Below are 14,289 nucleotides of genomic sequence, written 5' to 3' on the forward strand. Positions count from 1 at the left end.
GGGAGGTAGGTGCCCTCATCGCGGTCGATGTCAGTGACGTCTCGGACTCACGAGGCGCCCCTATCCTGCGCGATCATTGCCCGTAAATCCCATGGAAGGCGTCACGACCCACGTAGGGTCCAGGATTCACACGTCAGGTATTAAGAGCGACTTCTAATGTCGTTCAGGGGGCAGCTCGCATGCGGTGTACGAGGGTGACGTTCAACGGGTACAAGCGGCTATCGAGTACGTCGTGCAATGTCGATGGACGACTGATCGCTTTCGTTGGGAGGAACGAAGCCGGCAAGACTTCGTTGTTGGAAGCCTTAGCCTGGTTCGGCGATGACGAGGCTGACGCTCTGCCCGCCTCCGACATAACTCACGGCCAGCCAGTCGCAGACGATGACGCCGTAGTAGATGTGACGTTCTACCTCGAGCTCGCGGACAAGCAATCCCTCGCCGACCTCGACCTGGCTGAAGAGCCAGAGTGGTTCGAAATCGAGCGGAGACGAGACGGCTCCTATGCGACGGCAGTGCGGCCGAAGCCTCGGCGAAATCCAGAGCCAATCAGGGCCGCTATCGCCGCACTGGAGGCGTCAAAGCGTTCTCGACCCAAGCAGTACCAAGAAGTTCTTGAAATCGAGACTGAAGACAAGGTGCTGGAACAGACGCCTCTCGAGTGGGCTGACCTGCTGATCACTAGCTTGAATGATCCGGATACAACTTGGCGCACCAACGAGATCTTCGCCGTCGACGAATTGACGCGGTGGCTCATGCGCAAGTCCAGCAACGGAAAGCCGCGAGACTCAAAAACTGCTGATCTACTTCGAGATCTCCGACGGAGTCTTACGCGACAACATCCAGATGTCACCGCCAGAACTCGACTCCGCGAGAGCATGCCACGCTTCGTTATGTTCTCCGAGGAAGACCGCAAGCTGCCGACTGCCTCGGAAATCTCCCAGACCGCTCATCGCCAAGCGCTGGCAGGCGGCGTCAGAAATCTTGTCGAACTAGCAGAGCTCAATCTTGACGACCTCGCCGCCGCGATCTCTCATGGTCATGAGCGGGCCTACGAGACCGCTCTTAAAAGGGCCAACAGGAAACTGCGGGAAGTCTTTTCAGAGGCCTGGAACCAGTACGGCATCACGGTTGCGTTCAAGATCCAGGGCACCGAACTCAAAGTCATGATCGATCCCGACGACGACTACGCAGACATCACGCCCATTCACGAACGCAGCGATGGTCTTAAGGTGTTCGTTGCCCTGGTGGCGCTCCTCACCTGCCAGGATCACACTCGCCGACCCGTTTTGCTCGTGGATGAGGCGGAGACCCATCTGCACTTCGATGCCCAAGCCGACCTCCTGGAGGTCATGTCGCAATACCCGAACGTCGAGCAGGTTTTCTATTCAACGCACTCACCGGGTTGTCTTCCGAAAGACCTCGGTCGCGGAATCCGGGTCGTGAAACCCCACCCCGAGAACGAGCAGTTGAGCGTCCTTTCGTCGGTGTATTGGGATGATGCCGAACCAGGATTCTCGCCGTTGCTCATGCAGATGGGGGCGGCTGGTGCCGCATTTTCGGCCTGCAGGCAAGCGGTCATTGGCGAGGGCGCCGCGGACATGGTGCTGCTCCCAACCCTCTTACGCATCGCAAACGACGAAACCGACCTCGACTACCAGGTTGCGCCAGGGTTAGCGGGAGCTGACTTGGCGGCGGTGGACTTCGACGCCGTCGCAGGCAAAGTGGTGTTCTTGACCGACGGTGATGCAACGGGCCTGGAATATGCCGAACAGCTTCGGCGCGATAAGCAGGTGCCGGATCAGAGGGTGCTGTCACATGGACTACAGCGAGCGGCCGAGGACTACCTTGACCCCGACTTCTACCTCGAAGTGATCAATGCGTTCCTCGGCGTCGGGCCAAAGATCTCAAGGTCGGATCTCGTCGCAAACCAACCGGTTGCTAAATCGGTCGCCGACTGGTGCAAGGCCCGTCAGTTGAAAGCACCAGGCAAGCGCGCAGTGGCCTCGCACATCGTTGAACATCCCGAGCGAATCGTCCTTGCTGCCGAATACGAGCTCCGCGAACTCCACACCCTAATCAAGGCGGGCTTTGCGAGTTGACCGTGCGGCGGACTGAAGCATCTCAGTCGAAAGTCGATGACAGACAGAGGCATGGACGTCCGATGCTCCGAGCGGTGCCCGGTTCTCAACGAGTAGGTCGGAGACGGGCAGACCAGAGCCCGCCACCGCCCGTCGTGAACGGTGGGCTGTTGTCGGTCATATGGTGCGCCCGTGGACTCGGCTGCAGTATCCACGAGCAGCCACGAGTAGATGGGCGAGCATCGTGGCGTCACCAGTGTTAGATATTGCCCAAGGCCGGTGACCACGTCCGTGAAACGCGGCAGCGGCCCCGGCCGGCAACGCCTGACCTACAAGGCGCGGCAGGTCTGCCTGAGTGATTCGCCTACGCGCGACGCCCCTGCCGGGTGCTAGACGGGGCCTTGGATCGCGCTTTTGAATGCACGCAGTCACCAAGCGTGACCAAACTCGGTGGGTGACGTTGAAAAACCATGAGGACGGAACAGACACGCAGGTCACTCGAGAGCAAGAGGGGCCAGCGAGTCGCAGCGGCAAAGAGGGCGGCCGAGTACCGCCAAACAGAATCCAAGAAACGAGCCGAAGCCGCGGAAGCACGAGCCGCGGCTGGACGAACCAAGAGCGCCACAACTCAGAGGACGAAGCTGCGCAAGGCGGCGACGGCAGACGCGGCCGCTGCCAAGGCAGGCAAAAGCGCTGGCGATTTTGAGAAGAAGACCAACCGCTACCAGCGCGAAGAGGCGGCGCTGGAGCAGCGGTTGGCTTCAGCGCAGCAAGCCGAGGCGAGGGCCAGCGAGCGGGCCCAGCGTGACGCCCAGCGTGAGAATGAACAAGTCCTCGCAGAGGTGCATCACCGCGTGAGTGAGACGGAAACGCAGGTGGCCGATATGGTCCGACATCTACGAGCACCCAAACAGGAGAAGCTTCGCATCCTTCTGCTGGGAGCAACGCCCGATGGGGGATTGCGAATCGGCAGAGAACAGCAGCGCATCGAAAAGGCGGTCCGCAACGCTAACCACCGAGATGCAGTTGACATTCGCAGTCGTCCTGCCGCTACGACCGCCGACCTGTTTGATGGGATTACTCAGTTCAAGCCGCACGTGGTCCACTTTTCCGGCCACAGCAATCATGACGTCATCGAACTAGAGCACGATCGGGATGAGCCTCATGTCGAAGGCGCCATCGTTACGGCGGGCGCTTTCGCAGCAGCGCTTGCCGCACCGGACGAGCCTCCGCTATTGGTCCTGTTGAACTCGTGTAACTCGGCGAGTCAGATCGACAATCTGGTTGACACGACGCCGCTTGAGTTTGCCATCGGGATGGCCGACGAGATCGACGACGGTGACGCCATTGTCTATGCCGCGCAGTTCTATTCGGCCGTCGCTGACGGCGAGAGCATCGGAGCAGCCCACGCTCTGGGTCGAGCGCGACTGTTGGCGGATGGCCTAGACGGCGCTGATCTTCCAAAACTTGCGCACACCGATGATGTCGATCCCAACTCCACCTACCTCGTGCAGGCCCCACCTACTTCCTAGGCGCATCGAGGGTGGAAGTGTCTCGCCCAAGGACGCGTAGCCGTTGAGCGTGTTGCTTGCTGCAGGTAGGAGCCTTCACGGGGTTCCGGTGCCGAATCGCGCCTTGAACGTCGGCACAGCCCCGACCTAGCCTTGGCCCCCTCTGCAGCTGGCGCGGCGGCCGACTGCTTCGGAGACCTTCGGCGTGTGCGCGAACGAGTTCGCCAACGACGACGGCCAGGTCGTCTCCCTGGACCACGGCTGCGGTGCGCACTCCGAGGCGCAGCTGCGCAAGAAGCAGCTGCCGCCCCCGCTGTTGAGCGCGTTGCGCATGAGATCGCCGGAAGCATCGGCGGTTCGCAACCCGCGTCTATCTGGGTGCTGTGACGCGCCATCGCGCGGCGACGTCTTGGGAGGTTGCGTTTGGGTCCGGAATGCTGACTCACAAATCCCCAGGCGGCGTGAGCACCTCAATCAGGCGCGTCAGGGACGTGGGGTCGGACGCCGCGTGGGCGGGGACGATCTGGCCCACCGAGACGCCCAGGCAGTCGGGGTCTCGCCACAGGTGCGCCAGGGCCAGTCCGAGCTGCGTGAGGGTGGGGCCGCTGTTGCGCCCGTTGGTGTCCTCCGCGATCGGGGCGTCCAGGAAGTCCAGGACGTCGACGTCGACATGGACGAGGAACGCGCGCGCGGGCAGTGCCTGCCTCGCCTTCTCCGCTGCGCGTTCCGGGGCCGCGACCAGCTCGTCCTGGGGTACGACGGACAGGTCGAGCTCGGTGGCCTGGGTGCGCTCCCAGGCCGTGGTGGCGCCCAGGTCGACTCCGAGATAGCTCAGCTGGTCCGGCCGCAGCAGGGGCGACCGATGCCCTGCCTCGACGAGCTCCCTGGCCGTTCCCTCGAGGTTCAACGCGTGCGCCATGCCCATCCAGCTCAGTGACCCCTGCGAGGTCGAGGCGGGGGTGTTCAGGTCGAGGTGGCGGTCGATGTAGATCAGTCCAGGTTCGATTCCCGCCAGCTCGGCGGCGGCGCATACGCCCAGCGCGACGGTGCAACTGCCGCCGATCACCAGCAGGCGCTCGCTCGGCGTGAACAGGGCGGCGGCCCGCTCGGCGAGCTCGCGGAGCGCGGCCACTTCCTCGTCGAGGTTCTGGGCCAACGGGCGATCGCGGTCCGGACGCCAGCGGCGCTCCCGCAGGTCGCCTGCATCCGTGACCGTGTGCCCGGCGGCCTCGAGCGCGTCGACCAGGCCGGCCGCGCGCAGCGCCGCGGGCGCCTGCTCGGTGCCGAGGCAGTAGGCGCCTGCGCTGCTGGGATAGCCGAGGACGGTGAGCGTGGCCACGCCCCACACCTACCTCCGCGTCCCGAAACCAGCAAGGGGGTTCCGCGGACCGGTGTGGGGCCTGGCGTCTCGGACTCCGATCGCACAGAGGCTGCCAGCGAGCTAGGCGAAGTTCGACTCGGCGTACCGGTTCAGGGCCTTGACCCAGAGGCGGGCGATCATCCGCCTCACCGGCGGGGTGTGGAGCAACGCCAGCGCGACCTTGTCGCGGGTGCGGGTGACGCCGGTGTGCGTCCACTCGACGTACACGTGGCTGCCACCGCCGTCCGCGGCGACGGCTCGGACCGATCCCGTGCCGGACCCACCCCAGCTGCTGTCCTCGACCGTCATCCGGAGCACGTCGGGATCGGACCAGTCGTAGCGGGAGACGACCCAGAACGGCGATCCGGCGGTGCTCTCCCGGGCCACCGCCCAGGTGTCTCCGAGTGCGCGCACCTCGTAGGCCTTCGGGTCGAGGGTGCGGCTCCAGATCTGGGTACGACGTTCGGTGAAGTCGGTCAGAGCCCCCAGGACCTGCTCGGGCGACGCGAGGGTGTCCACCTCGAAGCGCATCGGGCTCACGCACCGACGAGCTGGACACCGTGCCGGCTGGTCACCGACATGATCTCCGCCATCGAGTCCTCGACCGGCCGGTCAGCCGGGACCGAGCTGGAGAAGTCGGCGAAGAACCGACCGGCCCCGTCGCCGGAGGTGATCGCCACGAACCGTGCGGACTCGCTGACGACCTCGAAGGTGCTCGGTGTCCCGGCCGGGAAGACGATCACGCCGCCCGGCTCGACGTCGTAGGTCGTGCCGTCGACGAGCGCGTTGACCCTGCCCTCCAGCAGGAACAGCACGCCGGTCCACGGCGACACGTGCGGGGGCGCCATCGGCGCGGCCGGCGCCACCACCTCGAAGACCTCGAAGGCCCCGGCGGCGTCCTGGACGGTGGTCTTCGCGATGTGGTCGCCGTCGATCATCGGGTAGTGCCGGCCTTCTCCGGGCCGGATGTGGGTGGTGCTCATGGTTCCTCCTCGGGTCGGGAGATTCAGCATCCGCCGGGGGAGGAGCAGGGGGGCGAGTAGTGCGCTACTCGACTCCGAGGACGTCGGCCAGCGCGGTGCGCTCGGAGACGCCGAGCTTGAGGCCTGCGCGGTACAGGTGCCCCTCGACGGTGCGCACCGACACGCTCAGCCGCTCGGCGATGGACTTGTTCGTCAGCCCCCGTGCGGCCAGCGAGGCGATCTCGCGCTCGCGCGCGGTCAGCGGCAGCGGCCGGGCCGCGGTCGCCAGGGCAGGGGTGCGGGCGCCGGACCGGTCGGCCAGCTTCGCGGCGCGGGCCGCGGCGGTGAGCGCCGAACCCTGGCGGCCCTCGCGGCGGCGTACGTCGGCCGCCTGCGCCGCCGCGTCGCCGGCGGCGAGGAGGTCGCCGAGCCGGGCCCAGTCATCGGCCGCGTCGAGCAGCGCCTGCCCGTCCTGGTCGGCCCACGCCCGGGCATGGGCGCAGGCCGCTGCGGCGCGAGGGCTCAGCCCGGCGAGCGCCGCGAGGTGGGGCCACGCCCCGGGGTCGCCGAGCTGGACCGCGCTCTGCCAGGCGAGCACCTCGTAGCCCGGAGCGCCGGTCTCGTGGGCGAGACCGGCCGCGGCCACGGCGTGGCCGATCGCCTCGGTCGTGGCGCCTTCCGCGGCCGCTCCCCACGCCCGCGCCAGCAGGTCGTCGGGGGCGTAGATCCGGTACGCCGGGTGCTGCCCCCCGGCGGCCAGGTCGGCCAGCAGGGGAGCGGCCAGCGCAGCCTGGCCTGCCTGCGCCAGGGCCGTGGCCAGCAGTGTGCGGCAGCGGAACCGGAACTCGTGGCGCGAGTCCGCCAGCCCGGCCCACGCCTCCCGCAGCGGGACCAGGGCGTCGCGGACCCGGCCACCGGCAAGGGCGGCATGCCCGGTGACGACCAGCCCCATCAACCTGGCCGGGCCCGGGAGGTCGGCCGAGGCGGCCTGCATCCTCCGGGCCTGGTCGCTGGCTCGGTCGGGCGTCCCGGCGAGGCGGTGCCCGAGCACCTGGTAGTCCGCGAGCCCGAACCCGGGAATCACCGTCGGCACGCGTTCCGCGGTGAGACCGCCCACGGCCGAGGCCTCGTCGAGGAGTCCGGCGTCGCCGGCGACCGCGGCTCCCGCGGACACCCCGGAGGCGACCAGGATGCGGGCCAGGTCGTCGGGCAGCTCCTCGCGCAGCAGCTCCCGACCGGGGCCGAGGACGGTCGAGAGGTCGCCGACCGCGGCAGCCAGGGCGATGGACATCGCGGCGACGTGCAGCGGGGCCACGCCAGTGGCCTCGGCTGCGGCCAGCGCCCGTCGCGCCTCGTCGGGCCGGGCCATCGTGAAGAGCAGGTTGCCGGTGCGGTGCAGCTGTGCCAGCGCGCGGGTCCCGGGGTCCGGTGCGCGCGTGGCGATCTCGGTGAGCTGCGCCTCGGCCTCGTCGCCGCGGCTGAGCCAGGACAGCGCTGCGGCGTGCACCAGCCGGGCGGCAGGGTCACCGGTGGCGGCAGCCGCGCGGGCCAGCCGCTCGGCCAGGGGCAGGTCGTACACCGCCGTTGCCGCCTGGGCGGCCTGCAGGAACAGCGTGGGGTCCGCCGGCAGGTCGGAGTCGAGGGTGAGCACGGCGCGGGGGATCGGATCCGGTGCTGCGTCCAGGGTCAGCGCGACCCGGCCCCGCAGGCGGCGCGCGCGCAGGGTGCCCATCGCGGCGCGGCGGACCTCGCCGTACAGCGGGTGCGCCAGCCGGGCGACCTGCCCGTCGATGCGCACCAGCCCTCGGCTCTCGGCCTCCTCCAGGTCCGTGGGTGAGGTGAGCGCGGACAGCACCGGCACCGCCACCGGCTCGGCCAGCGCGACCACGTCGACGACGTCGTGCACCCCCGCCGGAAGGCTGCCGATCTCGCGGGCAAGGAGGTCGGCCAGCTCCGGGGAGATCGCCGGCTCGCTGGTCCATCGCCAGATCCCGGACGCCGCGGTGAACCGGCCAGCCGACACCTCCCCGGCCAGCAGGTGCCGCAGGAACAGCGGGCTGCCCTGGGTCAGGGTCCACAACCGGTGCGCGGAGGCCGAGTCGACCGGGCCGCCGAGGACCCGGGCGACCAGGCCGGTGGTCTCGGCGACGTCCAGCGGCGCCAGGTCCAGGCGCGGGAGGTGGTCGTCCTTCCACACCGAGGTCACCGTGTCGGGGGCCGGCTCCCCGCTGCGTAGCGTGACCACGACCGGTGCGACGCGCCGTTGCACCGCGCGGTGCAGCACGATCGCGGAGTGCTCGTCGAGCAGGTGCGCGTCGTCGACGGCCAGCACCAGCGGCTGCTGCCGGGCGAGCTGGTCCAGCGCCCGGGCGACGGTCTGGGCGGCGGTCTGGGCGGCGTCCCCGGAGGGTACGTCGAGGAGACCGGCGAAGGCGCCGAGCGGGAACGGCCGGGCGGCCGTGCTGCCGTGCGCCCAGACCAGCGTCGCGCCGCGCCCCCGGGGGACAGCCAGCGCCTCGCGGACGAGCCGGGTCTTGCCCACCCCGGCCGGGCCAGCCACCACGATGCCCGCCGCGTCGGGCCGGATCGCCGACACGACCCTGCGCAGCTCCTCGTCCCGGCCGGTCAGCGGCCACGACCGCTCCATCGGCTCAGGTTAGCCAGCGTGGGACGGACGGCGCACCCACGCCGACCAGGCGTTGCTTGCCTGACGCGCGCCGTCGGGCCGGCTCCGGTCAGACGACGACGAGCTTGCTTCCGTCGGGTGCGTGGTCGGCCATCGCGACTCGCTGGATCGCGGGGTCGTCATACGTGTTCCAGTAGTAGGTCTTGCTCCGCGCCGAGTAGAGCCCGGTGTAGATGGTCTTCTCGAAGTCGCCGTCGCCCATGGCTGCGCTGCCGTCGACCATCGCGACCTGTTGGAGCGTGTGGAACGCCCTGCTGACGTTCTCCTCCTCGCTCGCCTTCTCCGGGTAGTGCGCGTTCACGTACGCCGCGCGCACGAACCGGGACGGTGAGTAGTAGTCCCCGGGGACCCCCCGCATGTGCGACCCCGAACCGAACGGGCCCAGGTGCGCCCGCCCGAGCACGATCTCCTCGGGAAAGGCGGGGTCCACGTTGAGGTAGTTGCGCAGGTTCTCGTGGTGCCACGAGAAACCCGGCTGGTTGGCGAGGACGTCGACGTCGTCGTCGAAGACCTGCAGGCCCTCGCTCGTGGACTCCACCACGATGGCGCGGTCCGAGTCGCCGATGATCCAGTGCAGCAGCGAGCTCGGGTACTTGTCGTTGATGGGCTTGTCGACGATGACGACATCGCCGAGCGCGGCCTCGACCTCGTCGACGCTGGCGAACTGAGAGGCCACCCAGAGAGGGAACTCGAAGGCGGCGACATTCGTCGCACCGTCCAGTGGCGCCGGCGCGTAGCTCGCGTAGCCCGGGAAGTTGAGGCCGGCCACGGCCAGGCCCGCGTCGTTGCCGCAGTCGAAGTACAGCGGCGTGTCCTCCTCCACGATCCCCATGCCGATGACGGCGTACCGGATGCGCGGCACCGCGCCGAAGGGGGAGTTCGTGTCGTATCCGGTGGGTGTCACCACCACCCGCTCGCCGTAGCCGAAAGTCCAGTCGAGGTTGCGTGCGAGATAGAGATTGCTGCTTGCGTCGGTGAACCTGATGCTCGTGCACATGTCGTTGCCCCTGCCTGTGGCGAGCTCCGACGACCCCGCGTGACAGTCGCCGCCCGACCTCGCTCGTCCGGTGCGCCGTGACCCGACGGGCCCCGGTGGTAGTCCTTTCCACCGTAGCGCCGGACGAAATGCCGCGAAGTGCGCTGGCGGCGATGATTCGCCAGCCGTCAGGCAGTCTCACCTGCATGACACCAGCTGAAGAGTTTCGTGAGATCGGGGGTCGGTTCGGCGAGATCGTGGACGCGGTCCGCTCCGACCAGTGGGATGCCCCCACGCCAGTGGCCGGGTGGAAGGCACGCGACGTCGTCGGTCACCTGATCGGGTGGTTCCCGGCACTCGTGCATGACTTGGACCTGGCGCTCCCGGCTGGTCCCTCGGCTGAGACGGACCCTGGTGCGGCTTGGCGGGTCTTCGCAGGAGGTGTGATCTCGCTGCTCGAAGACCCCGCTTCCGCCGCACTCGTGCCCCCCGACCCGAACTTCGGTGGGGTGCCGCTCGACCAAGCGGTCTCGCAGTTCTTCACTCCCGACGTGTTCAACCACACGTGGGACCTGGCCATGGCCACCGGTCAGGTGCCGGCACTCGACCCGGAGCGATGCGAGTCACTGCTCGCCGAGATGGAGCCCATCGACCAGCTGCTGAGGGACAGCGGGCACTTCGGACCTCGCGTCGAGGTGCAGGGGGACGCCGACCCTGAAACGCGGCTGGTCGCATTCTTGGGTCGCGACCCTTACTGGGCTCCGCCGCCCGCGACCTAGGATCGATTGATGATCGGCGACCGCTGGGGTGTGACGCCCGCCGAGGTGTCCATGCGCTACCCGTGCGACGACATGGTCCCGAACCCCGCGTGGCAGGCCTGGCGCGGGGTGACCGTCAACGCCTCGCCCGACGTGGTGTGGCCCTGGATCGCACAGATCAGGCTCGCGCCCTACTCCTATGACTGGATCGACAACCGCGGCCGGCGCTCGCCTCGTGAGCTCCGAGGACTGGCCGAGCCCGAGGCCGGCGAGCCGTTCAGCGCCACCGCGGGCCGTCCACTGGGGACCATCGTGGCGGTGGCGCCCGGTGTCCACCTGACGGCCAAGATCATGGGCGTTCACATGTCCTACGTCCTGGAGGGCACTGGGCCGGCGACCCGGCTCCTGTTGAAGCTCGCCGCGCACAACGGGCGCGCGCTCGGACCGCTGTTCGCGGTCGGCGATCTCGTGATGGCGCGCAAGCAGCTGCTCACTCTCAAGGAGCTGGCCGAGGCTCAGACCGAACGCAGGTAGCGGTTCGTCATCCAGCTCTGGACGCCTGCGCTGATGGGGCCACCGAGTTTCGTGAGCAAGGACGCCGGCCGAGAGAACGCAGTGATCGTGAACTGCACCTGCCCGTCCTCGCGCAGCTCGACGACGAAGGCCTCCTCGCCGCGCTCGGGGTGCCCGGGCAAGGTGCCGTAGGCGAAACCGCGATGCCGTGGCTCGTCGATGACCTCCACCACACGCACCGGTGCGTCCAGGCCGAGTCGTGACCAGCCGATGCGCAGCACCGCGACAGCGCCTTCGACGATGTCGGGGCTCGAGGGGCGAATGGCCAGCCCGGCCCTGCGGTGCATGTCCCACCCCAGCAACGTGCGGGAAGCCTCCTCGAACCTGGCGGAGCCGCTGCCCAGGACTCGGTAGCGCTGCAGGTGCGCATAGCCGCGAGGCAGTCTCCCGAGCGAGGCGCCCACCTCGGCGTACGTCAGTTCCTGCTGTTCCAGTGCGGCGACTTGTCGGCTGGTCAGCAGGTCGGGCTCCACGGGCGCATCCTCGCACCTCGCGGATCGGGGTCATCCCTGATCCGCTGGCGTCGTGACTGGACCTACCGTCGTGTGATGAGCAGGCGATTCCTGTGGGCCGCTGCCCTGGCTGGTGGGATCCACGCCGGCTTCAGCCTGTACTGGGCGCTGGGCGGGAGAGCACTGCTGGCCACCGTGGGCCCCTGGGCAGTGACGTTGGTGGACACGCGGCCCGTCGTCGCTGGTCTGGGTCTGACGGCTGTCGGTGTGCTCAAGCTCGCGGCGGCGGCAGTTCCGTTGCTGCTCGCCTCAGGTCGACTGCCGGCGCCCCGGGTATGGCGAACGCTGTGCCGCGCAGGTGCCTGGCTTCTCGTCTTGTACGGCGGCGTGAACGCAGCCGTGGCCTGGCTCGTCCTGGGCGGAGTCGTGACCTCATCCGATGGCTACGACCGGGACGCGATGATCGGCCACGCCGCGCTGTGGGATCCGCTGTTCCTGCTCTGGGGCATTCTGCTGCTCCTCGGGCTTCGAAGGGGGCCCACCGCACGGCGGCCTGACCACGTGCGAGAGCACACCACTGGATCGCGGTAGGGATCGCCTCCCGGATGGCGTTCGCGGACGATGGGGGAGAGGTCAGCAGGTATCGGACGTGTTCGCTTCCGGTGGGTATTCGGCGCTCGATCAGCTATCGGGCGGCCCCACGGTTTCGCCGCGTCACCCGCCCTGCTCGACCTGTGGACGCCACGGCTCGTGCTCGTGCGAGAGCCAGACCTCCGCAGGGTCGAGCGCGCGGACCAGCCGCTGGCCTTCGGTGCTCGGCTCGTCCAGCTCTCCGTGGAAGACCGCCGTGTCGCCGCAGACGACGACTGGTTGCCCGCCCGTCTCGATGACGACCACCTGCGAGCCACGCGTGTGCCCCGGGGTCGGGACCAGCCGGATCCCCGGCAGCAGCTCGTGCTCGCCGTCGACCGCGACGTACTCCACGCCGGGCGCCTCGACCCATTCGCGGATCGTGTAGTCGTCCTTGCTGCGTGCGTCGTCGAGCTCGACGCGCTGGACGTAGATCGGCTTGCCGGCGAAGAGGCGGTTGCCGCCACAGTGGTCGAAGTGCAGGTGGGTGTTGACGACGATGTCGATGCTGTCCAGGTCGAAGTCGGCCTGCGTGCTCAGTGGGGTCAGGCGTGGATCCATGTCGGCCACCGCCGGGTGCAGCTCCGTCATCCCGGTGTCGACCAGTACGCGCGCCTCGGGATGGTCGATCACGTGGACGTAGACCGGCATCCGCTCGTCCTCGGCGAGCAGCTCGGCCACGAGTACCGGGGTCACGGTCGGCGCCGAGCTCCCGCTCGCCGTTCGCTGCTCTGTGCTGGGTCGTGACTCACTCATCGCCCTCAGCTCCCGTTCATGTGTACGCCGCTGGGCGCGGCTCTCGACGTCTGGACCCAACGCCCATGCGGAAGTCATCGCGCACCACGGTAGTCCTCGAGAAGCCGACAAACATTCCTTTCGAGGACTTTCGCATTTGGGTCATAACCGCTGGTCAGCGGCCCATTGTTGTCAGTGCTCGGTGCTTTGATTCACCTATGAGCAGCCAGCCGGTCGACCACCTTCACCCGGTGGTCGACTTCGCCCATCGGCTGAAGGGGCGGCTCGATTCGCTGGCCTCGACCCCGCTGTGTTCGATGACGGCGTCGGAGAAGCGAGAGGCCCTGGTGGAGCTCTCCGATGCCAGTGCTCAGCTCGACTCGCTCCGTCTTCGGCTGCTCGCCGAGGCCGAGCACAGCTAGGCCACCGTGGACACCGGCGCCGCGACCGCCGCCGACTGGCTCGCGGTCGAGACTCACCAGACCCGCCGCGACGCTCGCTGTGACCTGAAGCTCGCCCTGAAGCTGGAGGACCACGAAGTCCTCGCCGCCGCGATGGCCGCCGGCGGCGTGAACCTGCCCCAGGCTCGGGCCATCGTCGCCTCCTTGGACCGGCTTCCCCGAACGGGCCCGTTCGCGGTCTCGGCCGAGCAGCGGGTGGCTGCGGAGGCCCACCTCGTCGGTCTGGCTGCGGATCACGACGCGAAGATGCTGCGGCTGCTGGGCCGGCACCTGTTCGAGGTGATCGCACCTGAGCTGGCCGAGGAGTTCGAGGGCCGGGCGCTGGAACGCGAAGAGGCAGAGGCCCTGCGGCGTACGACATTGTCGATGCACGAGGACGACGAAGGCACCTGCCACGGCCGGTTCCGTATCCCCGCGCTGCACGGCCAGATCCTCACCAAGATGATCCTCGCCCTCACGTCTCCTTCCCGGGCCGTGGGAGTCAACGACACCGGGATCGACCCCGACCTGCCCACTCCGGTGCGACACGGGATCGCGTTCACCCAGCTGCTCGAAGCCGTCCCGGCGAAGTCACTGCCCCAGACCGGCGGCTGCGGCGCCACCATCGTGGTCACCATGACCCTCGACCATCTGATGGGGCGCCTCGACGCCGCCGGCGTGTGCACCCTGGACACCGGCGGCCGCATCTCCGCGAGCGAGGCCCGCCGCCTCGCCTGCCGCGCCGGCATCATCCCGATGGTCCTGGGCGGGCAGAGCCAGGTCCTCGACGTCGGGCGACGTCGGCGGCTGCACAGCGAAGCCATGCGTCTAGCCATGGCCGTGCGCGACGGCGGCTGCACCGCCGAACACTGCGAGACCCCGCCCGGTCTCTGCCATGCCCACCACGACAAACGCTGGGCCGACGGCGGCCACACCAACGTGAAGACTGGCCGGCTGCTGTGTCCGCACCACCACCGCCGGGTTCACGACCCGACCTACCGAGCGGACCGGCTGCCGGACGGGAAGGTCCGGTTCTATCGGCGGGAGTGACCGGCTCGGAGATTCCGGCTAGTCAGCGCCCGCGGCAGCCGCCTGAAAGGACGGGCATTAGCGGCGGAGTGACGGAGG

Annotated in this window: 14 protein-coding genes and 1 pseudogene; 8 read left to right on the forward strand and 7 right to left on the reverse strand. The window is 68.5% G+C overall.

The genetic code is table 11. The features are described from left to right. Positions 1-194 precede the first annotated feature (194 nt). From AC4BGC_RS08220 to AC4BGC_RS08230, 3 genes and pseudogenes are all read left to right on the forward strand, one after another. Positions 195-2,099: an AAA family ATPase gene (locus AC4BGC_RS08220; protein WP_490555127.1), complete on the forward strand. Its 1,905-nt coding sequence runs from the start codon at positions 195-197 to the stop codon at positions 2,097-2,099. 449 nt (positions 2,100-2,548) lie between these two features. Further along, complete coding sequence (locus AC4BGC_RS08225) at positions 2,549-3,610, forward strand: hypothetical protein (RefSeq protein WP_490555128.1); 1,062 nt, start codon at positions 2,549-2,551, stop codon at positions 3,608-3,610. Between the two features lie 148 nt (positions 3,611-3,758). Further along, a pseudogene (locus AC4BGC_RS08230) lies at positions 3,759-3,860 on the forward strand (DUF3027 domain-containing protein); the annotation flags it as partial. 171 nt (positions 3,861-4,031) lie between these two features. Here AC4BGC_RS08230 and AC4BGC_RS08235 read toward each other — a convergent pair. The 5 genes from AC4BGC_RS08235 to bsh form a co-directional block, all read right to left on the reverse strand. Then, on the reverse strand, positions 4,032-4,928 hold the full coding sequence (locus AC4BGC_RS08235) for an arginase family protein (protein ID WP_490555129.1): 897 nt from the start codon (positions 4,926-4,928) through the stop codon (positions 4,032-4,034). A 102-nt stretch (positions 4,929-5,030) separates the two neighbouring features. Continuing rightward, positions 5,031-5,489 (reverse strand): hypothetical protein, encoded by a 459-nt coding sequence (locus AC4BGC_RS08240; protein ID WP_490555130.1) that lies wholly within the window; start codon positions 5,487-5,489, stop codon positions 5,031-5,033. Next, the gene (locus tag AC4BGC_RS08245; protein ID WP_490555131.1) at positions 5,486-5,932 is read right to left on the reverse strand and encodes a cupin domain-containing protein; all 447 of its coding nucleotides are present in this window, start codon (positions 5,930-5,932) and stop codon (positions 5,486-5,488) included. Before AC4BGC_RS08245 ends, AC4BGC_RS08240 begins: the two co-directional genes overlap by 4 nt. 64 nt (positions 5,933-5,996) lie before the next feature. Next, the gene (locus tag AC4BGC_RS08250) at positions 5,997-8,558 is read right to left on the reverse strand and encodes a helix-turn-helix transcriptional regulator (RefSeq protein WP_490555132.1); all 2,562 of its coding nucleotides are present in this window, start codon (positions 8,556-8,558) and stop codon (positions 5,997-5,999) included. A gap of 88 nt (positions 8,559-8,646) precedes the next feature. Further along, positions 8,647-9,594, reverse strand: a complete 948-nt coding sequence (bsh, locus tag AC4BGC_RS08255; protein WP_490555133.1) for a choloylglycine hydrolase — start codon at positions 9,592-9,594, stop codon at positions 8,647-8,649. Positions 9,595-9,779: 185 nt separating this feature from the next. Here bsh and AC4BGC_RS08260 point away from each other — a divergent pair, with 185 nt between their 5' ends. Together AC4BGC_RS08260 and AC4BGC_RS08265 are read left to right on the forward strand one after the other, a co-directional pair. Continuing rightward, a complete protein-coding gene (locus AC4BGC_RS08260; RefSeq protein ID WP_490555134.1) occupies positions 9,780-10,352 on the forward strand; it encodes a TIGR03086 family metal-binding protein in 573 nt (190 codons plus the stop codon). Positions 10,353-10,361: 9 nt separating this feature from the next. Beyond that, positions 10,362-10,865 (forward strand): hypothetical protein, encoded by a 504-nt coding sequence (locus AC4BGC_RS08265; protein WP_490555135.1) that lies wholly within the window; start codon positions 10,362-10,364, stop codon positions 10,863-10,865. On the opposite strand, the gene AC4BGC_RS08270 is transcribed toward AC4BGC_RS08265, so the two are convergent. After that, entirely contained in the window at positions 10,847-11,377 is a 531-nt protein-coding gene (locus AC4BGC_RS08270; RefSeq protein WP_490555136.1) for a DUF1990 domain-containing protein, read from the reverse strand. The genes AC4BGC_RS08265 and AC4BGC_RS08270 overlap by 19 nt on opposite strands. Before the next feature lie 75 nt (positions 11,378-11,452). On the opposite strand from AC4BGC_RS08270, the gene AC4BGC_RS08275 reads away from it, so the two are divergent. Continuing rightward, positions 11,453-11,947 carry a DUF3995 domain-containing protein gene (locus AC4BGC_RS08275; RefSeq protein ID WP_490555137.1) on the forward strand — a complete coding sequence of 165 codons (495 nt, stop codon included), beginning with the start codon at positions 11,453-11,455 and terminating at the stop codon, positions 11,945-11,947. A 123-nt stretch (positions 11,948-12,070) separates the two neighbouring features. Here the strand turns inward: AC4BGC_RS08275 and AC4BGC_RS08280 are convergent, their stop codons facing one another. Beyond that, positions 12,071-12,682, reverse strand: a complete 612-nt coding sequence (locus AC4BGC_RS08280; RefSeq protein WP_490544302.1) for an MBL fold metallo-hydrolase — start codon at positions 12,680-12,682, stop codon at positions 12,071-12,073. Positions 12,683-12,939: 257 nt separating this feature from the next. Between AC4BGC_RS08280 and AC4BGC_RS08285 the strand changes: the two genes are divergently transcribed. Then, the gene (locus tag AC4BGC_RS08285; protein WP_490555138.1) at positions 12,940-13,143 is read left to right on the forward strand and encodes a hypothetical protein; all 204 of its coding nucleotides are present in this window, start codon (positions 12,940-12,942) and stop codon (positions 13,141-13,143) included. 6 nt (positions 13,144-13,149) lie between these two features. Then, complete coding sequence (locus AC4BGC_RS08290; protein ID WP_490555139.1) at positions 13,150-14,211, forward strand: HNH endonuclease signature motif containing protein; 1,062 nt, start codon at positions 13,150-13,152, stop codon at positions 14,209-14,211. The last annotated feature ends 78 nt before the right edge of the window (positions 14,212-14,289 follow it).

Source organism: Nocardioides sp. Z38_18 (assembly GCF_058215695.1).